This window comes from Nostoc paludosum FACHB-159 (genome assembly GCF_014698835.1).
GTDB classification, from domain to species: domain Bacteria; phylum Cyanobacteriota; class Cyanobacteriia; order Cyanobacteriales; family Nostocaceae; genus Nostoc; species Nostoc paludosum.
The window spans coordinates 36,777-60,173 of record NZ_JACJTU010000033.1 but is presented as its reverse complement, the minus strand read 5'-3'; the positions used below and the strand labels follow the sequence as shown (position 1 = coordinate 60,173).

7 protein-coding genes are annotated in these 23,397 nt (G+C 41.8%); 5 read left to right on the top strand and 2 right to left on the bottom strand.

The window, feature by feature from the left end:
• Window positions 1-96 precede the first annotated feature (96 nt).
• The 4 genes from H6H03_RS26900 (at window position 97) to H6H03_RS26885 (ending at window position 6,195) form a co-directional block, all read left to right on the top strand.
• Window positions 97-1,134: an ABC transporter substrate-binding protein gene (locus tag H6H03_RS26900; protein ID WP_190958114.1), complete on the top strand. Its 1,038-nt coding sequence runs from the start codon at window positions 97-99 to the stop codon at window positions 1,132-1,134.
• A gap of 198 nt (window positions 1,135-1,332) precedes the next feature.
• A complete protein-coding gene (locus H6H03_RS26895) occupies window positions 1,333-2,886 on the top strand; it encodes a sugar ABC transporter ATP-binding protein (protein WP_190958113.1) in 1,554 nt (517 codons plus the stop codon).
• On the top strand, window positions 2,883-3,881 hold the full coding sequence (locus H6H03_RS26890; protein WP_190958112.1) for an ABC transporter permease subunit: 999 nt from the start codon (window positions 2,883-2,885) through the stop codon (window positions 3,879-3,881). The genes H6H03_RS26895 and H6H03_RS26890 overlap by 4 nt, the downstream gene beginning before the upstream one ends.
• 697 nt (window positions 3,882-4,578) lie before the next feature.
• Window positions 4,579-6,195 (top strand): iron uptake porin, encoded by a 1,617-nt coding sequence (locus tag H6H03_RS26885; RefSeq protein WP_190958111.1) that lies wholly within the window; start codon window positions 4,579-4,581, stop codon window positions 6,193-6,195.
• A 302-nt stretch (window positions 6,196-6,497) separates the two neighbouring features.
• On the opposite strand, the gene H6H03_RS26880 is transcribed toward H6H03_RS26885, so the two are convergent.
• Together H6H03_RS26880 and H6H03_RS26875 are read right to left on the bottom strand one after the other, a co-directional pair.
• On the bottom strand, window positions 6,498-8,627 hold the full coding sequence (locus H6H03_RS26880) for an ATP-binding protein (RefSeq protein ID WP_190958110.1): 2,130 nt from the start codon (window positions 8,625-8,627) through the stop codon (window positions 6,498-6,500).
• Window positions 8,628-8,797: 170 nt separating this feature from the next.
• Complete coding sequence (locus H6H03_RS26875; protein ID WP_242058005.1) at window positions 8,798-11,476, bottom strand: MHYT domain-containing protein; 2,679 nt, start codon at window positions 11,474-11,476, stop codon at window positions 8,798-8,800.
• 738 nt (window positions 11,477-12,214) lie between these two features.
• On the opposite strand from H6H03_RS26875, the gene H6H03_RS26870 reads away from it, so the two are divergent.
• Window positions 12,215-23,200 carry a DUF4347 domain-containing protein gene (locus H6H03_RS26870; protein ID WP_190958108.1) on the top strand — a complete coding sequence of 3,662 codons (10,986 nt, stop codon included), beginning with the start codon at window positions 12,215-12,217 and terminating at the stop codon, window positions 23,198-23,200.
• Window positions 23,201-23,397 lie beyond the last annotated feature (197 nt).

Here is a 23,397-nt window from a genome sequence, read left to right as displayed (position 1 = left end):
GGAGAAGAGAATAATTGTTAACTCAGCACTCCCAATGCTCAATGCCCAATGCCCAATGCCCAATGCCCGATTCAGATTTTTTTTAAGAGGAGATATATGAATTTAAGAAAAATTGCGATCGCAGCTAGTTTAATAAGTTTGGTTGGTGGTACTGTAATTGGTTGCTCGAATGGTTCTGAAAATGGCAATACTGCTAGTAATCCTGATACCAACGCTCCTGGTAACACTGCTACTAATACTAGCGCACAGAGTAACGCAGGTAGTAAGGATGGAAAATTGCGATCGGTAGCTTTCACGGCAGGGGATTTAAGTAACCCCTTCTTCGTCTTGATGGGACAGGAAATTGAAGCCACAGCCAAGAAAATCGGCGGGAATGATGTCAGGACAACGGTAGTTTCCAGTGCCTATGACCTCAACCAACAAGCCAACCAAATTGAAAACTTCACTGCGTCGAATACTGACATTATTATCCTGAATGCTGCTGATAAAAGTGGCATTAAGCCAGCAGTGGAAAAAGCTAAAGAAGCAGGCAGAATTGTGATTGCGGTAGATACAGGTGCTGAAGGCGGTGTAGATGCTACCGTTACGACCAATAACGTGCAAGCGGGAGAAGTTGGTTGTCAATATATTGCCGATCGCCTCAAAGGTAAAGGTAATGTAGTAATTCTCAATGGGCCTCAGGTAGACTCGGTGACTCAGCGAGTCAGTGGTTGCGAGAAAGTATTGTCCAAATATCCCGATCTCAAACTCCTCTCCAAAGACCAAAATGGAGAAGGCAGCAGGGATGGTGGACTGAGAGTCATGACAGATTTGCTCACAACCTTTCCCAAAATTGATGCTGTTTTTGCAATTAACGACCCCAGTGGAGTGGGAGCAGAACTAGCAGCCAACCAAGCACAGCGCAAAGACTTCTTCATTGTTGGTGTCGATGGTGCGCCAGAAGCAGTGAAAGCGATCGCTGCCAAAGATAGCATATATGCAGCAACAGCGACTCAAAATCCGCGAGGCATGGCAGCAAAAGCAGTCGAAGTTGGCAACGACATTTTGAACGGTAAAAAACCTGCTAACCCCACCATCTTGATTCCAGTCAAGCTGATCACCAAAGATAACGTCAGCACAGAGAAAGGTTGGTAATTGGGGACTGGGGACTGGGGACTGGGGACTGGGTAGATGAGGGAGACGCGGGGACACGGGGACAAGGGGAATAACTCCTAATTCTCAACTCCTAATTCCTAACTCCCAACTCCTAACTCCTAACTCCTAACTCATCACTCCCAATCCCCAATCCCCAATCCCCAATCCCCAATCCCCATTATTTTATAGGAGTTACTCGTGACCACAAGTATTGAAACCTCCTTTCCTGAAGCACCAACCGCGGCCCCTGTATTAGAAATGCAAGGGATTGCTAAACGATTTCATGGTGTACCTGCTCTGCAAAATGTGAATCTAACAATTTATCCCGGAGAAGTTCATGCTCTCATGGGAGAAAACGGAGCAGGCAAAAGCACATTGATGAAAATCCTCGCTGGCGCTTACATTGCCGATGAAGGCGAGATTCGCATCAATGGTACCCCAGTGAAAATAACCGATCCGGCTTCAGCCCGCAAAGCAGGAATTAACCTGATTTATCAAGAACTAAATGTTGCACCCAACTTAACCGTTACCGAAAATATTTTCATGGGTAGCGAGTTACAGCGCGGTCAGTTCTTAGACCGCAAAGCGATGGAGGACGAAGCAAAGCTAGTACTCCAAAGCCTGGGAGCAAGTTTTACAGCCAATACCATAGTTGGTACTTTATCCATCGCCGAACAGCAGCAGGTAGAAATTGCTAGGGCGCTAAAAGACAACAGTCGGGTTTTAGTGATGGATGAGCCAACAGCAGCCTTATCTGACCGCGAGACTGAGCGTTTGTTTCAAGTCATTCGCAGACTGCGAGACGACGGCATTGCCATTATCTACATCAGTCACCGCATGGAAGAAATATATGCGTTGGCTGACCGGATTAGCGTGCTGCGGGATGGTCAATACATTGGCAGCCTCACACGGGATGAAATTTCTGCCCAGCGGTTAGTGCAAATGATGGTCGGTCGTTCGATGCAGGACTTTTACGAACATCAACGCCAAACCAATCCCGGCCCGGTGGTGTTGGAAGTTAGAAATATCAGCGACGGACGCAAGATTGAACCAGTTAGTTTTCAAATTCGCGCTGGTGAGGTTCTTGGTTTAGCGGGGCTGGTGGGTGCTGGACGCACAGAGGTATCCCGGCTGATTTTTGGTGCCGATCGCAAAGCTAGTGGTGAAGTGTTCCTGAATGGCGTCAAACTGAATATTAATAGCCCCAGTGATGCCATTGCTGCCGGTATTGGCTATGTCCCAGAAGACCGCAAAGACCAGGGTTTATTTCTAGAAATGAGTTCCCGCAAGAATATTGCTTTGAACACACTCAAACAGGATGCCAAGGCAGGGGTTGTCAACTGGGGTTCAGTCAATCGGTTGGCGACGGAAGCAGTGGAAAACTTCAACATCCGACTGGCTAACTTGGAAATTAGAGCCGTGGATCTTTCTGGTGGGAATCAGCAGAAGCTACTGTTAGCACGTTGGCTAGCCATCAAACCCAGAGTCATCATGCTGGATGAACCGACACGCGGCGTAGATATCGGTGCTAAGAGCGAGATTTACCGAATTATCAGCGAGTTAGCAGCCCAAGGTGTCGCTATTTTAATGGTTTCCAGCGAATTACCAGAAGTCGTGGGTATGAGCGATCGCGTTTTGGTAATGCGAGAAGGACAGTTAGTAGGCGAACTCGACGACAGTCCCGGTAAAGAAATTACCCAAGAAAAGATTATGCATTATGCAACAGGAGCATCGGGAGTAGTAGAATCATGAGCCAAACAATAAGACCAACCAATAGGAAAGTCGGCAACAATCCCAAGGCCCGCCAAGGGAAATCCATCGCCACCTTTTTGGAAGTTGCAGGTATTTTACCAATACTCGTACTTATCTGTATCTTATTTACCTTCCTTTCACCCAACTTCCTTACAGGCGGTAACCTTGTCAATATCTTACGGCAGGCATCGATTAACATTGTCCTAGCCACAGGCATGACCTTCGTGATTCTCACCGGAGGCATTGACTTGTCTGTGGGTTCAATGTTGGCCGTTTCTGCCGTCGTTGCCTTGCTGGTGTCGCTACTTCCGGCTATAGGTTGGGCAGCTTTGCCTGCTGGCTTGTTGGCGGGATTGCTTTTGGGCTTACTCAACGGCGCTTTGATCGCGCTTTTGGATGTGCCACCTTTTATTGTCACATTGGGTTCCCTGACAGCTTTGCGGGGTGTTGCCTATTTGATTGCCAAGGGAACGACACTTATTAACCGCGATATCAATTTTGCTTGGATTGGTAATAGCTATATCGGGCCTCTTCCCTGGTTGGTAATCATTGCCTTACTGACGGTAGCAGCTAGTTGGTTTGTACTGCGGCAGACTGTTTTAGGAGTGCAAATCTACGCTGTGGGTGGTAACGAACGGGCGGCAAGATTAACGGGGATTAAAGTTAATCGGGTGTTGCTGTTTGTTTATGGCGTGAGTGGATTGCTGTCAGGTTTGGCAGGAGTTATGAGTGCCAGCCGTCTTTATAGTGCTAGTGGCTTATTAGGTCAAGGTTATGAATTAGATGCGATCGCTGCTGTAATTTTAGGTGGAACTAGTTTTACAGGCGGGATTGGCACAATTGGCGGTACTCTTCTGGGTGCATTAATTATTGCTGTCCTCAACAACGGTTTAACTCTGTTGAACATGTCTTTCTTCTGGCAACTAGTCGTCAAAGGACTAGTAATTATCGTTGCCGTAATGATTGACCGACTCCGCAGACGTTCCAGACGCTAGAAAGATAAAAGTTAAAAGTAAGAATTCAGGAATCAGAATAGTTGAAAAATCAATGGTTATATATCTGCTTGATTTTCTGAAAATTATTAAGCTTGGTATCTAAACCTTATTAATTCTAGGTTCTGAATTCTTACATAAAAAGTAAAATCCAATAAATAAACTTAGGTGCTTCACACACTTTTGCTTCTTTTTTAACTTTTATTTTTTTGTTATTTACAGTCGAGAAAATCAATAAATTAAAAACACATCATTTACCGAATTTACCTAATAAAATCTGCATTTTAGCCTGCACTCATTCATTTATAGCGTTTCCTAGTCTGCTGAGCTGAGGTACAAATATCTGCGTACTTCTGCGCTTTATTCCGCTTCACTCTGCGTTTCAAACTATTATCTTTACCTCACTTAACTGGGAATCGCTATAGCAGAGCAATAATCACGCAAAAAGCAAATATAAAAATTAGCCATAGTTCAGACTTTAAAATACTGTTTTTATCAATAGAAGCGGCAATTGAAAGTAGCGATCGCCAAAAAGTAATAAGAGTTTGAAGAAGAATTCACCAATTCAGAATTCAGAAATTTATCTCGACGTTAATTGATGGTTTCATCTTCAGCATTCAGAATCTAGAATCCTGACTCCTGACTGGTGAATTTTGAACCGAGATTTTTACCCATATTTGATTCCAGGGCATAACATCCAATGCTGAAAAATCTTTTATACAGTTTTCCACTGCTTTTATTATCATGCCCAGCAGTTTGGGCAAATTCTTTGAATGATAATTCAAATACTCCAGATGCTAACTTTAGTACCTTGCAAGGACAAGTTACCTCAGTGTCTCAGTTTTCTGATGTCCAACCGACTGATTGGGCATTTCAAGCACTGCAATCGTTGGTGGAACGCTATGGTTGCATTGCAGGTTATCCCAATTCCACCTATCGCGGTAATCGTGCTTTAACTCGTTACGAATTTGCCGCCGGTTTGAATGCTTGTTTGGATCGGGTTAATGAGTTAATCGCTACAGCTACCGGCGATTTAGTCAGTAAGGAAGATTTAGCAGTGCTGCAAAAATTACAGGAAGACTTTGCAGCAGAACTGGCGACTCTGCGCGGGCGGGTGGATAACTTAGAAGCACGTGCAGCCACACTAGAGGCGCAGCAGTTTTCTACTACTACCAAGCTGAACGCTCAAATTATTACTGCGATTACCGATACCTTTGGCGATCGCGTGGGAGGCGATACCGATGAATCCAATACCATCTTTGCTACTCGCGGTCGTTTGAATTTGGAGAGTAGCTTCACTGGTAAAGATTTGTTGCGAGTTCGATTGGAATTCGGTAACTTTGTCAATTCCAATGGTTCAAGCCAAATTGCGGCAGCCAGTGGTACAGGGATGACGCGGTTAAACTTCGACAATGACATCGACAATAGACTTATCATTCCCCACATTCGTTACTACTTCCCGGTGAGTGATTCTCTATCCTTCGTTGTCGGCCCTACAGGCATTGGTTACAACGACATCACAGACAACGTAACTCCTGCTACCATTGCCGATGATGGCAACGGGATTCCCTCACTATTCGGCAAGAATAGTTTCCTTTTCGAGCGGGGTGGTGGTGGTGCAGCCGTCAACTGGAGTATTAGAAAAGACTTAGTTCTGACTGTGGGCTACTTAGCAAATAATCCCAATATCCCCACACAGAACAATGGGTTATTTGATGGTGGCTATAACGCTCTTGCCCATCTAGTGTATTACGCCAAACAAGGAGCTATTGGTGTCGCCTACTCGCATGGCTATAATCCTGCTGGCACCGTTGATGTCACAGGTGGAAGAGGTAGCGCCCTCTCAAGCGCTCCCTTTGGCAACAACATTGCTACTTCCAACAGCATTGTCGGCCTCCAAGGTTATTATCGCTTTTCGCCAAATTTTCAAATACACGGTTGGGGTGGATATATCTGGGCAACTGCCAACAGCTCTGGTTTGAGTGATATTTCCAATGGTAGGGGTGGAACAGATTCTTTATTTGTGAATAATGGCGATAATGCTAATGCCTGGTTTGGAGCGGTTGGCTTGTCCTTTCCAGATGTGGGAGGTAAGGGCAACCTGCCAGGAATTCTCTTTGGTTTGCCGCCGCGGATTTCTAACAGTGATGTCCGTGAAGAACCAGACAACGCTTACCACATCGAAGCATTCTATCGCTTACGCTTAAACGACAACATCTCCGTGACTCCTGGTTTTTGGGTAATTCTGAACCCAGAAAACAACAGCGAAAATGATACTCAGTATGTCGGAGTACTTCGCACAACCTTCGATTTTTAAATTTAAAAATGGGACTGTGGGAGGGTTCGCCTGGTGGGGTGATGAAATTCTCTCCCCATTTTTGCGTCCTTGGCGTCCTTCTCTTCGAGACGCTTCGCGAAGGCGGTAGCCTGCGGCAAGCCGCTCCGCGTCTACGTTTCCTTATCCATATTTTTCACGACTCATTTAGGATTACTATAGGACTCATATTTGATTTTTACGAAGCTAGGTACACCTTTATTCCCAGTCCCCAGTCCCCAGTCCCTTACCTCTACGAGTTATTCAGGAATCAAACCGGATTCCTATATATGATGAACATTTAACTACATTTGTTGGATGGGAATTTCAATGATAAATTCCGAACCTTCTCCAACAACAGAATCAAAATATAGTTGACCCCCATGCAGTTGGGTAATGATTTGATAGCTGATAGACAGTCCTAAACCTGTACCTTTACCCACAGGTTTAGTTGTGAAGAACGGATCAAAAATACGCGATCGCACTGCTTGAGTCATTCCGACTCCATTATCTACAATAGCGATGATAATTGAACGCTCAATTGCCTGGGTGCGTATGATAATTGTGGGTGTAGATGATGCTTCTAATGCATCAATCGCATTCGCCAACACATTCATCAACGCTTGATTAAATTCCCCCGCATAGCATTCGACCTGAGGCAAACTCCCATAGTCTTTGATTACTTGAATTTCTGGGCGTTGATTAGTAGCATTGAGACGATGCTGCAAAATCATGAGTGTACTATCAATGCCTTCATGAATATTAACGGTTTTGCAGTCTGCTTCATCGAGACGGGAAAAGTTACGCAGTGATAAAACAATCTCCCGAATCCGCCCAGTTCCATTTGCCATTGATTGGAGAATTTTCGTCAAATCTTCTGCTAAAAAATCAAGGTCGAGTTCTGCCCGTCTTTCTTCGATTTCCGGTGGTGGACTCAGGAAATGTTCGTGATAAAGTTGGGTTAATTCGAGTAAATCTTGGGTGTAGTGGGTAACATGGCTGAGATTACCGTGAATAAAATTGATGGGATTATTGATTTCGTGAGCAACGCCCGCTACCATTTGTCCCAAAGCGGACATTTTTTCACTTTGTACCATCTGCGCTTGGGTGCGGTGTAGTTCTTTTAGTGTATTTTGTAACTCGGTCGTCCGTTGTGTCACCCGTTGTTCTAATTCAGCATTCGCTTGTTCAAGTTGCGTAAATGAAGTTTTCAATTGACTTGCCATGCTGTTAAATGAATTAGCTAGTTGCCCTAACTCATCTTGTCGAGTGTCATCAAGGTTAATCTCAAAATTACCGTTTGTGAGTTGATCGCTAGCAAGTGTTAATTTCTGGAGTGGTTTGGCAACCTGTTGTTGCAACACCGAAAACAAGAGTATGACTTCTACAAGCAATGCCAAAGCACCAGCCACCAGCACAAATCGAGCGGTGTCAAACGCGGCTCCCGATAGCAAAGACTTGGGATAAACTGTAACGAAATACCAATCGGGACCATCTAATCGCGTAACTGCCAAAAATTCATTGTTTTGGATATTTTCAATTACGCCTGTCCGCAGGTTTTGAGCTAATTCAAAAATTTGTTGTAAATGTGAGTCATTGAGATCCGCGATATTAATTTTACCTTGGGTCTGCTGAATTTTATCCATGTAATGAGGATGAGCGATCAACCGACCATCGGCTCTAAAAATTAAATTGTAAGTTCCCGGTAACTGATTTTTGATGGTTTGCTCTATCAAATCTTTGAGAATGATATCGTGTCCGACAGAACCTAAAAACCAATCGCCTTCATATACAGGAACGATCGCAGACACCATCCAATCTTTGATATTTGGATCGAAATAAACGCCCGTCCATGCAGGTTTGCGGGTTGGGTTATGGATTGGATCGGCTACGTAGTAAAATTCTTGTTTTGTCAGATCGAAACCAGGAGGCCCTATGAGATTAACAGGCACGTCTTTCCAGTAAAGTACGCTATTCTTGTCAGGCGTATCGAAATAGGTATCTGGAAAGCGCACGCTCCATGCAGGCCCGTAAGCTTGAATTAAGGCGTAAGTTATCATAAATACCCGTTTGCGCCTCGCATCCATTTTCGCATCCCGACTGATGTAGGATGTAGGATATCGAGCTATGTCAAACTGCGAGATGGGTTGATTTTGCGGTGCATTGCGTTGAGTTCCATCAGACCAGCTAAAGTGGACGCGATCAAACTTTGCTGCTAAATCCTCCTCGCTCGGTCGCTTGAGTTGTTCTAAAATTTGTTGCTTCAGAAATATGAGATTGTCTTGTGCTAGTTTGAAAGCAGTGCTTTCTCGCTGTCCCCGTTCGGTAATGTATTTCTCTAACTGCTTCTTGGTCTGTGCTTCCAAATTAGACATGACGTGGAAGTAGCTTACGCTTGTAGAAATTAATACAACTCCGGCTACTCGGAGTGTCATATTCAGTAGAGTTTTGCGTGTCAGTGATGTTTTTTTGATCGATTCATGCCCAAGGGGTGACTTGAGAGAAAAAAGTTTGAATACAGACAAGAAGTTGAACATAAGCCAAAAACTAAATTTGATTTCTCATTTTTAATAGAATGCTTATGTTTGTGGCAATGGTCTTTTTTCTACTCCCCAGTTTTAAATCCACCCAGATACACTTGCAATTGCTGTGTCAATTCGATTGTTTGTTCTAGGGAGTTAGATACAGTGCTAGACGAATCTGCGGTGTATTTTAAGGTTTCGGCAATCTGTTCAATTAAAGATGCGATCGCTTGGGAAGTTTCTGTTTGAGATCCTGTTGCCGTAAAAATGGATTGTACTAAATTGTTCATTTGTTGAGATACTTCTAAAATATCTTCCAAACTTAACTTAGCATTTTGTACAATATTTGCTTTTTCTCCTATCTGATTCGTTCCCGATTCTATAGCTTGAACTAATGTGGTAGTTTCCAATTGCATATTAGTTAAAACGCCTTGAATTTCTTGTGTTGCTTCGGCTGATTGCACGGCTAATTGGCTAATTTCTTCTGCTACTTTCGCAAAGCTTCGACCGCGATCGCCCATCCATGTGGCTTCAATGCTAGCATCGCTGGCTAACAAGTTAGTTTGGGTGGCGATTTGTCCAATCATTGATACAACATGAGAAATTTTTTGAGAAAATTCACCTAAACTATTGATTTTGTTAGCTATTTGTGAATTTGTTTTTTGCAACTTCAAGATGCTTTCGGCAGTAAAATCTATTGTTGTCTTGGCTGTTTCTGCTGTGTTAGTAGTACTAACGGCTATTTGCTGTAGTTGTTGAGTGCTATCTGCCACTTTTTGAATCCACAAATTCAGATGATATACTTCTTGAAGGGCATAGTTAATCTGTTGGACTTGTTTGACTGCTTCATTTCCCACTTGCTCGACAATACCAGAGTTTTCGCCAAGGGAAATATTCATTTGGTCGGCAATTTGTTGGACTTGAGTAACAATTTGCCACAGTGTATAAATGATGGTATTAATCAAATTAGCTAAGGTTCCTACTTCGCCTGTTGCCACTTGAGAACGAACAGTTAAATCTCCTTGTAAGACCTCGTTAATATCAGAAATAAGTTCTATTAGCTGCTTTTGGAGAACTTTTTGACTACGCCTTAATTCTTCTTCTATTTCCTTGCGTGAAGTAATTTCAACTAGCACGCCAACAAAGTTGATTGTTTGTCCAAAAACATCTGGAACAGGAGAAATGGTTAATTCACACCAAAAGTAACTTCCATCTTTGCGATAACTTTTGAGCACAACTTGGCATTCTCTTGAAGTCTCCATTGCCTCGTCTAATTCTGCAATGGTATCTAAATCTGTGTCATACCCTTGGAGAAATTTGTAGTTACATCTGAGTAACTCATCAGATGAATAGCCTGTAATTTTTTCCAAGGCAGCATTGCAAAATATAATTGGATTTGTTGACTGACGTGGATCGGTAATGAATATACCGTTACTGGCTGAAGCGATCGCCCGATCGCGAAGCCGTAAAACTTTCTGCGTTTGCTCAAGTTCAGCTACTAAACTCGCTTGTTCTAAAGCGATGCCAAATTGAATTGCTAATTGTTTAAATAAATTAATTTCATACCTGTGCCAATATCGAGTTGTAGAACATTCATGGGCACACAATAAACCGACAAGTTGATTGTTATGAATAATGGGTGCAATCAAATTTGCCTTGATTTCAAAACCTTCGAGAATTTCCCGGTGACATTGTGTAAAACCAGCTGCATAAATATCATTGGTAGCTCGAACTCGACCATTTTTGTACATTTCAATATAGTCTTCTCGGAATGGATCGTTAACCGTTTTTCCTAAGGTTTTCGTCCAACCTGAGGCAACGGACTCGGCAATGATAGTACCACTCCAATCAGTATTGAAACGATACATAATCACACGGTCTGTTTTCAATGCTTGACGAAGCTCATGAACAGTTGTGTTCATGACATCATCTAATTTGAGCGATCGCCGAATTCTTAAGGTAATTTCTGTAAATAACTGTGAAAGTTTGGCTTCAGCTTCTTGCTGTCCTAAAAGCTTTGTTTGGGCAGACAAACGCCGGTCTATAAACGAAGTCAGCAGCGCAAAACCGAGAATCACGAATGTAGCAGTACCAATAGAAATACCCAACAAAGTTAGGGAATCGTTCGTTGTTGCTGGTCCAGAAATTGCTGCTGGGTTAGTCGGCATGAATTTAACAGCCGCCATCCCTGTATAATGCATTCCAGCGATCGCTCCTCCCATGACAATAGCACTGCCAATCTTTGCCAACCAGTCAGTTTTACTAGTTGGTGTGCGTAAATGAAAGGCAATATTGAGTGCTAAAATCGACGCACCAATGGCGATCGCTATAGAAAGTATAAACAGCACTGGGTTGTATGTGACAGTTGCTTGCATCCGCATCGCCAGCATTCCGATGTAGTGCATGGAGGCGATACCAATACCCATTAACGTCCCACCAACTAGCAACTGCCAAATGCTTAATACTGGACGACTGGCCAGGAAAAGTGCGCCCCCCGAAGCAATAATCGCAGGTAGTATAGAAACCAGCACAATCAACATGTCATAGGCGATTGGTGTTGCCATACTGAAAGCTAGCATCGCCACAAAGTGCATCGACCAAATACCGATTCCCATAACCATTGCGCCGCCAATTAACCAAGCGACTTTCGCCGATGCTTTGGCTGCTGTTACCCTTGCAGCCAAATCAAGAGCAGTATAAGAGGCGAAGATAGCGATCGCAATTGAAAATATTATCAGGCGTAGGTCGTGGATGCTACTCATAGCCATATCTGCTTGCAACCTTAGGTAAAGCTTATGCTTTATTTTTTTTATTATTAGTATATTGTCTAGAGATGCTTAGCAAATATTTATTAAATATTACCAAGACCCTTAACTTCGTAAATTATTTCACTGTACTTAAGTTTAAGTAAATTTACTGGGTTATCTTGGTATTTACTGAGCTATATTACTATTCGTATTCTAAAAAAAAGCTAACTTAAATCTTGCACTAAAGTAGAACAAATAGAATTTGTGGCCTTGCATACTTGCGGGATGATTTAGCAACTTGCAAAATTCTCCCTCTGCTTCCCTAACAATGGGATATTTTTTATTTGGAACTCCCTTAGCACTCTATTTTTGCAAATTATAAAATCTCTCCGTTTGCCTCCCCAGGCTAAATTCATCCCACTGTTATGCAACGCGCTATTTTTAATCAGAAACACTGACAGTAGCAGTAAATACTGTTTGTAAAAAAGCGTCAATTTTCTTGAATTTACGTTAATGAAGCACAAAATTTGAGGGTGTGTTACGTAACTATCAACGCACTCGATATTTTAAACTGCTGCATTGACATTCTGCACTTTGTATTAACTACTGAAAATCGTCGTTAAAAAGCGATTTTTCGTAAGTATCATAACTTCACAGCTTTGTTACTATGACCACGATTTTCATCTTATGAGCTAAATGCAAATTAGCTCAATATTTATTAATTGTAACCGTTATTGTTTAAAGGAATTAAAGATGACAACTACACACCAAACAGCAATTGTATTCGTTAATGATAATTTAGACGAATCATCGATTAATTTATTAAAAAATACAGTACAAGACAATACAAAAATTATTACTCTCAATTCCAATGCAGATGGTATTGCTCAAATTACAGAGTCTTTAAAGCAATACTCACAAATAGAAAGTATTCAGATTTTTTCCCACGGTAGCGAAGGAAGCTTACAACTAGGTAATACCGAGTTAAATACTACCAACATCAATGAATATTCTCAACAATTACAGTCTTGGAGCAAAGCATTAACTGAAGATGGAGATATCTTACTCTTAGGCTGTAATGTAGCAACAGGAGAGCAAGGCAAAAGATTTGTTGAAAAATTCAGTGAACTGACTGGTACAGACATCGCTGCATCAGACGACTTGACAGGAAATACAGAGTTTGGTGGAGATTGGGAACTAGAGTACACCACAGGTTTAATTGAAGCACCTCTAGCCTTTCAGATAGAGGTACTAAAAGCTTATACAGGTGTATTAGGTCAAATTCACGTTAAAAATACAAACGATAGTGGTATCGATAGCTTGCGACAAGCTATTTCCCTTGCTAACAGTACTGCTGGTGGGGATGAAATTATTTTTGATATCACAGGTACTATCACTTTATCCAGTGCTTTACCTGCAATTACTGATGATCTAAAGATTGATGGTGATAATAAAATTACCATTAATGGTAATCAACAGCAAATTTTAACAGTTGGTAACGGAGCAGACGTTACAATTTCTGACCTAACCCTAACAAATGGTCTTGCCAAAGGTAGTGATGGTGCCAGTGGTGGCGGCGGCGGCTTAGGAGCTGGTGGGGCTTTATTTATAAATAATAACTCCTCTGTATTAGTGAATAACGTTACCTTCACTAATAACCAAGCTAGAGGTGGTAATGGAACCACAGGTGCTTCTGGAGGAGCTGACGAAAGAAGTGGAAGCAGTGGCGGTTCTGGAGGCCGTCTCAATATCAGTGGTTCTGACTATTACAACAGTATTTCTAATACAGGAGCAGGAGGAGGCGGGGGAGGTCTTCAACAAGGCGGTGGTAACGGTGGTAGTGGAGGCTTCGGTGCTGGTGGCGGTGCTGGTGGTGGCGGTGGTGGCGGTGATAATGGCAATGACGTTGCTGGCAATGGTGGTGTCGGTGGTAGTGGGGGCTTCGGTGCTGGCGGCGGTGCTGGTGGTGGTGGCGGCCATGACTATGATAGGGTAGGTGCTAACGAAGAGGGTAGCGGCGGTGCTGGCGGTGCTGGCGGAGAGTTTGCGGGCGGTGGTTCTGGAGGCTATGGTGCTGGTGGTTCTGGTGGAGTTGGTGGCGGTGGTGCTGGTCTTGGGGGTGCTATTTTTGTCAACAACGGCTCTAATTTAACGTTGATTGGTGGAAGCTTCAACAACAACACAGTTATAGGAGGAACTGGAGCAAATAATGGTCAGGGCTTAGGTAGTGCTGTTTTTGTTCGGGATGGTGCAACACTCAATACACTAGATGTAACTCTCAACGGTAATACTATCTATGGGTCAAACACATCTCTTCCTCGTCCTACAGTTAGCATTACTCCTATCTCTATTACACCTTCAGAACAGGGCTTGGTTGCTGCACAGTTTAAAGTCAGTCTTTCTACAGCTATTCCGGCTGACTTAACTGTTAACTATACTCTCACTGGTAGTGCCACAGCTAATAAAGACTACACACCATCAAGTAGTATTGTTATCCTTGCTAATACCACTAATGCTACTATTAGCATCCCAGTTCTTGAGGATAAATTCTTCGATCCAAATGAAACTATAGTTGTTACTCTAGCTTCGGGAAATTTTTACAATATCAACTCTTCCCAAAGTAAAGCGACGCAAACAATTATAGATAATGAACCTAAAGTAATCAGTGTCACAGGTCTGCAAACTGTAGAGGGTGGTACTAATGGTCAATTTACGATTACCTTAGACAGGCCTGCTCCTGTTAATGGGTTGAATGTTCGATACAAAATTGGCAATGGTTCAGCAGTCTTCAAAGAAGATTACAAGCTATTCATTACCGATCAACTCAATCCTGGTCAAGAAATTGAACTATTAAACTCGGCTGGTTTCATTACTATACCTGCGGGTAGCACGACATTTAACGTCAAGGTTGTTCCCATCAACGATCGCATTCTAGAACCAACTGAAACCATTATCTTGGAAATTGTCGAAAATCAACAAAATGGCGAACTACAAGATTACGGAATTGAACCAGGTAAAGGTCAGAGTAGTATAAACATTCTAGATAACGAAATTGAACCAACCATCTCAGTTAAAGCAGGAAATCAACCTTCAGAAAACAACTCCAACTTAGGAACATTTGAGTTTACGGTTAAATATCTTGACCAGAATGGCAATCTTTTAAGTAATAACGATCCCAGAATTCCTGAATATTACATTGATAAGAATAGCAACCTGAGTAGAGATATTGTCATTGAATATGACTTAAATGGCTCTGCCATCAGAGGAGCAGATTACCCTTTAGTCAAGCTAGAATCTCCGATTCGTAACGACGAGTATAAGTCTATATTGAAAAAGACTGTAGCCATAACTCCTGAAAACGACTTTATTGATGAAGATGTCGAAACAATTAATCTGAATCTCAAAGAAGCAATTCCATCTCGTCCATACTACAACATCAACAATGTTGAGTCTAACGCCATCCTATCAATTGAAGATAACGACACCGCAGGAGTCGTGATTTCTCCAGTCAGTGGGAATACTAGCGAACAGGGAGACCAAGCTACATTTACTGTCCGCCTCGCTAGTCAGCCTACTTCTCCTGTCACCATCAACTTTTCTAGTTCTCAGCCCAACGAGGGCAATACTACCGTCAACTCCATCACCCTTGATAGTAATAACTGGAATCAACTGCAAACTATCACAATTCAAGGTGTTGACGATACAATTCCAGATGACAATCAAACCTACACGATCCAAACTAGTATCACTACTAGCGATCCAAAATATCAAGTAATTGATCCGCAAGATATCACACTCATTAACTTTGATGATGACAAGCCAAATATCTTAATTCGGCAGTCAGATGGTAGTACAAAGGTAAGTGAAGGTGGAATCACAGATAGCTATACTCTGGTTCTGACTCAGAAACCTAGTGAAATTGTTGAAATTACTGTTAACCCCGAAAGTCAAATTGATTTGGGTGCTGGGGCGGGTGTTCCCATTGTCCTCACTTTCACCCCAACTAACTTCAATACTCCTCAAACTGTCACACTCAAAGCAAACGACGATCTAGATTTAGAATTTACTCATCGTAGCGTTATCAGTCACGCTGTTCGTAGCAGCGATTCTGGATACCGACAACTCCCTGTTGGTAACGTGAATGTCGAGATAGAAGATAACGAAAAAATTACTGTTAACGTTAAAGCCATTGGTAATGGTAGTGAAGAAAGCGGTATTCCAGGGATAATTGACTTTATTCTCGATCGAGCTGCACCAAGTCAGGGCTTTAAGATTAATTACACCATTACAGGCGCTCATCCCATCAGTGCGAATGCAGCCACTCCTGGCGTAGACTTTTTACCTTTGACAGGTTCTATTCAAGTCGATCCTGGTGCTACAGGTGCAACTCTTAATATCACACCAATCTTTGACATCCTATCAGAATTACCATCTGAAGATGTCACGATTTCAATTGCTGCTGGTGATGGATATATAGCGGGACAGTCTAATACTGCAACTATTCAGATTACAGATGATGATGTTCCAGGGTTGAGAATTATTCAATCTGGTACAACCACTGAAGTTGTCGAGGGAGGTCTAACAGATACTTATCAAATCTATCTCCTAAGCCAACCAACTGCTGATGTTACGGTCAGTTTTTCCACTTCTCCCAATGGTCAACTAGACCAAATCAGTCCTATTACCTTTACTCCAGAAAATTGGAAGCAACCGCAAACTGTCACTGTAACTGCAATTGATGACGGTAAACTAGAAACTGCTAATCAAAATAAAGCTACTATTCAACATTCTGTCAGCAGTTCTGACCCCACCTACAACACAGGAACAGTAATTAATGGACAACCCATTGCTACTATTTCTGTAAAAATTTCCGATCCCATTCTTGATGCTGGGGAAGTGGCGAATGTTTTCGACCAAAGCCTCAGCTTTTTGGAAGATTCTTTTAACAATGGGTTCTTTAAAACTGACTTACCAATCTTTGGTTCGCCTGGTAACTTAGGAATTGACTTCATCAAAAGTTTCAAAGATGGACTTGTTAACGTTATCCGGGGAGATGCTCAACTGACTCCAGAAAAACTTAAAAAACTTCTAGAAAGAGAGTTAGGTTCAAAAGATTTTGAGCTAAAAAACGTTAACATCAAAGCGGATCAAGAAGAAGTTTACTTTGGATTTACTTTAACAGATACATATAAATTTCTAGATGAACCAATTAAGGCTGATTTAGGGTTCCCAGTTTTAGGTGTAAAAGTTGATGGTCGTTTTCAATCAGAGTTTACTTGGCGATTAGATTTAGGTTTAGGTTGGAATAAAAAATTTGGTTATTTCATTGACACGGAAAATACAGCTATTAAAGGTAAATTGAATTTAGGTGTCGATCCTAATTTCGCAGCACAAGGAAATTTAGGTTTTTTACGTCTAGATTTGAAAAATAATAATCTCAGCCCAACTGAAGGGCGAATTGAGTTTGATTTAGGTTTCAATGATGTTGATAACTATGATAGTGTTAAGTTTCTTGATGTTGATGGAGATGGAAAGCTTAATGGTATAGATCCTTTTGTAGTTATTAACAAGTTCGGAAATTCTCCGACTATAACAGGGGAAGATCAAGGTAAAACTTATCAAGGTGTTGGGGTTCAGTATGCTGATTTAAATGATAACTCTGTACTCGATGCAGATGAACCCTATGTTGTTTCTAAGTTCGATCCTACATTTGCTGTTTCGGGGTTAGGGCTGGAAGGTTTAACAAAAAATGCGCTTTTTAATAATGGAATCGATGGACAAGGAAAATTTAATCCTAATTTAGGTAAGCTTGATTTGGATGGTAATGGTGAATTCGATCGCTACATTGATTTAGATAACGATAACGCCTACGATCCCGGTGAACCCTACTCCCCAGATGCAACAGGTGAAACTTTTACTATCGAAGAAAGCAATTTAAAGTGGGATACTTCTGTTCAACGTGGTACAGTCCAATTCATCGATCTCAACCAAAACGGTAGGTATAACCAAAATGAGCCTTTTGTCGTTAACCAAGGCGAAGTCCGCTTTATAGCTTTAAACGCTAATCAAGAAAGAGATAAAATTATCAGTATTGATGAGCCTGTATCTTATCAAAACAACGAATTTGTCACTATACCTGGTGCTATACCATCTAACACTAAAATTCGTACATACTATACAGATGGTTCATATTTAACTTTTAATGAAATCAAGCAGGCATTACTACAAAAGAAAGGAAAGGATTTATTAAATCTTTATTTTAATGCCGATGTTAACCTGGGATTAAAAGCAAAAACTAGTGTTCTAGGTAATTCCTCTTTTCCTTCAGTTTTATTTGATTTTGCAGCTAATTTCCCAGTTTTAAATTATCAGGATGGGGAGCTAACAGGGCGTAAAGCTCCAGAAGTTGCTTTCAATAATATTCAGCTAGATGCAGGAACGTTTGCTAGCAATTTTGCTAAACCAATTGTAGAAAAAGTTGATAAATTAATCGAGCCGATTCGACCAGTTATTAAGTTACTACAAGCTGATACTAAAATATTCTCAAAATTAGGATTGGCTTCTGTATTTGATCGCGATGGAGATGACAAGGTTAGTGTTTTAGAAGTTGCTGAATTTTTGAAGAGGTTAGAAAGCTTTGGGAATTCTTCTGGAATCGGTACTAAGTTCTTTAACGCAATAGTGCGGTTTGATAGGCTACTTGACACTATCAAAGAAATTTCTCAGCAACCGCAAGGGCAACCGATTTTAATCGACTTAGGTTCTTATAAATTACTCGATAGTATTGATGTTACAGACCCCGACGATGTGAGTAAGGAGAAGAAAACTGAACCTACAAAAAAGGCTTCTAGTGCTGACGACCAACTTAAGGGTACAACAAACTCTGCGTCAGTAAAAGTGGTCAAGGGATTCACTGGAAATCCCGATTTTAATGTTCCCTTGTTGACTAATCCGACTACCGTTGTTGATTTGTTACTTGGTAAAGATGTTCCGCTTTTTACCTTCGATCTCCCGCCCTTGGTTTTCGACTTTAGTGTTAGCAAAGAGTTTCCTGTATTTTGGCCTGTTTCTGGTCTTTTAGGAGGAGGCTTTAGTGTTGCAGCTGACTTAGCCTTTGGTTATGATACCTACGGTTTCCGTCAGTGGTCGTTAAAAGATTTTGCGCCGCTACAAGCTTGGCGAGTTTTTGATGGTTTTTATGTGAGCGATCGCGCTAACGCTGATGGTACAGGCGAAGATGTTAATGAACTCACCGCTAGAGCTTATATCGAAGCTGGAGCAGGTTTAAATTTTGTTGTGATCTCTGGCTATGTTAAAGGTGGTTTAGAAGGTCTTTTGGGTGTTGATTTAATAGATGGTGGTGAATTAAATGGGACAAGTGATGGAAGGATTCGTCCCTCAGAAATAGCTCGACGCCTGTCATCGCCTTGGGAACTCTTTCAACTTTCTGGTGCGCTTAACGTTTTTGTAGCCGCAGAAGTCAGATCGTTTGGTGCCACAGTCTGGGAAAAACGGTTAGCTACATTTAACTTAGCTAGCTTTAGTGTTGGGCCAAAAGGTAATTCTGCGGGTACAGCTTTTGATGCTGATATCGCTGCTGCTTATGTCTTCTTTGATGCTAATTTGAATGGTGTTCTCGATCCTACGGAACCTTACACAATCAGTAATGCTGATGGTACTTACAGTTTAGACATTGCTTTAGCTCAGTTTGACGCTAATGGTAATGGCAAAATTGATGCTACTGAAGGCAATATCATTGTTGTGGATGGGATTGATACCTCAACAGACATTACTCAAACCACACCGCTAATTACCACACCGGAAGCAACCGTTGCGAGTCCACTCACAACTTTAGCCGCTAAGATTGCCGAGTTGAAATTAGACTCAGCCGCAACGCAAGTCAAGCAGGTGTTAGGATTACCTGCTACTTTCAACTTGTTTGAATATAAATTCTCAGACCTTGACATAACCACATTATCAAAGTTAGGTCAATTACAAAATCTACTCATTTACGCAACTTCAGAAATTGCAACCGCCACAGCCACCCAAGAACCTCAAACTATAGCTGCTATTGCTAATGAAGTTTTAGAAGCGATCGTTACTCGTGTTAATAATAATACCGCTTTTAACTTAAGTGACAAAGCAACAGTAAAAGTCATACTGCAAGAGGTAGTATCTAGTCGCAACATCGTTTTGGATGCTACTCAAGTTGAAGCGATCGCATCTCAAATCAGTGGAGACAATCAGACTATCATCACAGTTACTAATAATACTCAACTAACTGCTGAAGAACAACGTCAACAAATCATAGCTGAAATAGCACCAGCTGAATTAGCTGGTGGTTTTCAAAGCCTTGCACTTAAACCTCTGTCGGCACTTACTCAATTAGTTGCTGATACGCTGGATACTGTTGGCGCTCAATCTCAAGTCAAAGCTGCTTTCGGATTACCAACAATAGATATATTTAACTTCGATCCTTTTGCAGAAATCGCTAATGGCGATCCTTTAGGCAATGGTTTAATTGTCTTTGCCAAACAGACAGTAGTACAAAACACTATTGTGGTACTAACACAATTCCTCAGTGGGCATTTGGGAATAGACGTTAGTAAGGTTTCTTATCAAGTCATTGATGCCTTGATTGAGCCTATTAAAAACAGTCAGTCTGTGGATCTTAGCAATGTCAGTTTTCTCGCTGCAATTATTCAGACATTGGCTCCTAACTTAGCAGCTGAAGATATTAACGGTGTCACTGAAATTCTTGCTCAAGCCAATCAGATACTTACTACCATCGCTAGTAATACCAGTTTGTCTTTGCTAGAGAAAACAACTCAAATCACTCAAGTTCAAAAGGTGATTCAAGGTGAAGTTGCAGCAGATTTAAAAGCTGTAGGAACTGGTACGAAGCCCATTAGTGAAGCACTTACTGAAAATACAGGTAATGCTTTAACTAATCAAATTACAGCCGCAGAAGTTAGCAATCCTGCCTTCAAAACAGATGACAATACTCTAACTGCCATCACTCCTCAAGGGACACAGTTACAACTTAAGGTTCTCAACAAACCAGAAAATACATCATTTGCTGTTACCAAAATTTTTACTTCCAAAAACGGAACAGCAACCTTGAATCAAGACGGCACAATAACTTACGTCCCCAATTCTGGTTTTGTGGGAGAAGATAGCTTTTTCTATGTTGCTAGCAATGGCACCGAACTTATTAATGGTAGTGTAAATGTTACAGTCTATACTAGCTTTGCTAATCAAGCGGGTAAGACTAGAATTTACACTGGCCCTGACGATGATTACATTACTACCGGAAATGCAGATGATTTCATCAAAGATGCTGGTGGCAAAAACTACATAGATGCTGGTGAAGGTAATAATGTAATTTATGGTGGCGCTGAAGACAGCGAAATCCATACAGGGAACGGGAATGATTTTATCCAACTCCTGGCAGGGAATAACGTTATTTTTGCTGGCGATGGCTTAAACAATATCACCACTGGTGCTGGTGATGACAAAGTAACTAGTGGTAGTGGTGATGATGTTATTAACGCTGGAGAAGGTGACAATATTATTCATGCTGGTGATGGTAATAATCTGATTACGACCGATGACGGTGACGACCAAATCATTACGGGCAAAGGTGATGATTTCATTGGAGCTGGTGATGGCAATAATATCATCCGAGCCGGAGATGGCACGAACGTCATCGCTACAGGTGCAGGCGAAGATAAGATTTATACAGGAAGTGGCAAAGATATTATCAATTCCGGTGCTGGTAATGATGTCGTTAGGACTGGTGCAGAGAACGATGACATTAATGGCGGTGATGGCGATGACTCCATCTTTGCAGGCGATGGCGACGATATCATTGCGCCTGGTGCTGGTGATAACAGAGTATTCACGGGTTTAGGAAAAGACACCATAACTCTAGAAGTGGGCAAAGGTGTAACTAAGATTTATCAATTTGAAGCAGGAGTAGATCAGATTCAGGTATCTGAAGAACTACAAGAGCAATTGACCTTCACTCAGGGTACAGAGAAAGAAGCTAACAAAACATTTGTCAAAGTTGGAGAACAACTCATAGCTGTTATATATGAACGCAATAACATCAAAGTAGAAATCGCTCCACAAGACCAAAAACTTCTGAGCAATGATTCCCAAACACCCGCACTAGTAATTGATGAACTGACAACTCAATACTTTGAAGATGAAGTTGCCGAGCCGATAGTTAGTTTCGATGAAAAAGATCTTAAAAAGCGATCGCTCAAAGATTTGACGGCTACAGACATCATCAACTTTAAGGTGATGCCTAATCCAGAGCAAACCAACGAAAATTTACAGCAAAAAATCCAAGAAGGCATTAAACAAAAGCCTGTGAAGGTAATCATTAAGTTGCCTGATGGACTTGAGGATATAACTGTGAATACGATTCTCCAACGTCGGGCAGATGGTTCTCTCTACGACTTCCGCCGCTTGTCTAATGGCCAACGAGGATTACTAGATGAGGAACTGCTGACTGGAGCCATATTACAAGACCGAAATCTCGATGGGAAGCCAGATTGGGCAGTGGTTTATCTGCAAGATGGTGAATGGGGTGATGAAGATGGTTTAAGCAATGGTGAGATAGCATCCTCTTTAGTTCTAGCCAACTGGGATTTAGGAACTAGCCGTATGGAAGTTCGTTCTGGGCAAGATGGCTTCAACTTCCACGGTAATCGCAGCTTTGTACAGTTTTCTCTCAACCGCTTTTCTGGGGTAGAAGCTTCGGAAGTTGGTTTAGCGCGAGTCCGTTTCGGCGACAGTGGAGAAATTATTGAGGTTAATGGTAAAGCTGTCGGTTCTCTTGAAGAAGCCAAACAAGCGATTATTAGTTTTGGAGAGACTCTGTTTGGCACTTTAGCAAACAAAAATCCCAATCCCGGCTTTGGTACTCAGACTCGCACCATCGCTTTTGAAGAAGGGGAACAAGTTGTTTTCTTTGCGATTCAAGGCGGTACAAAGGAAGATTTGCTGACTAACGGTTTGAATTCTAAACCTGTGCAGTTTTCTCTTCCAAGCCTTAACAACGGGGCTACAATTTTGACAGCCAACAGTGATGCAGCTGGTCAAATAGCTAAATTCTCAGTAGCTAGTTTGTTTGATATCGATGCGAAAATCCTGACTGCACAAGAACTACAACCCCAATTGGCACAGTTGGCAACTAGTCACAAAACAGGTAAGTTGATCGATCTCAAGTCTTCTGGTGCTTTTGATGAGAAGCAAGTAGTGTTGGAATTTTCAGTCCAGCGAGAAGCTGCATTTAACAACTGTGCTTACTTGTATCGGGTTGATGATGCTAAAGGTTCGATAAAAGACCCCTTGACTAATATGCTACTTGACCCAACAGTTAATCTTAACGATGAACAAAAACAACGTTACTTGCAACTAGCAACCAGTGAAAATCTAGTGAAAGATGTACAATTTAGCACAGGCAATTTTGCTAGTACAATCTTTGGTGCATCCCTCCAAGGAGGAGAATACTATGTGCCGTTTCTCATATCTGATGGCACGCTGTCCAGCATTGGCAATGATTTGAGCCGCGTTCTCACTCCCTATATTGGGATTAACAGCGATCGCTTAGACCATATTCGCAGTCTTGGCAATAACAGCTATGGCTTTGAGGATATAGTTAGCGGTGGCGATCGTGACTATAACGACATGATTCTGTCGATTAACAAAGTGCAGTTTCAAGGCTAATAGTTAGCCATAAGAATCTGTTCAGAAGGCAGGAGGCAGGAGGCAGGAGGCAGAAGGCAGAAGGCAGCTATCATACGTGTCAACTTAACCTGAAACCTTTGTGATGACGTAGTTTTAAATTCACTCATTTACGAGTTCGATCCGCGTTACCCCACCCCGATTTTGTCTAAAGCCACCCCCAACCCCTCCCCTTGGCA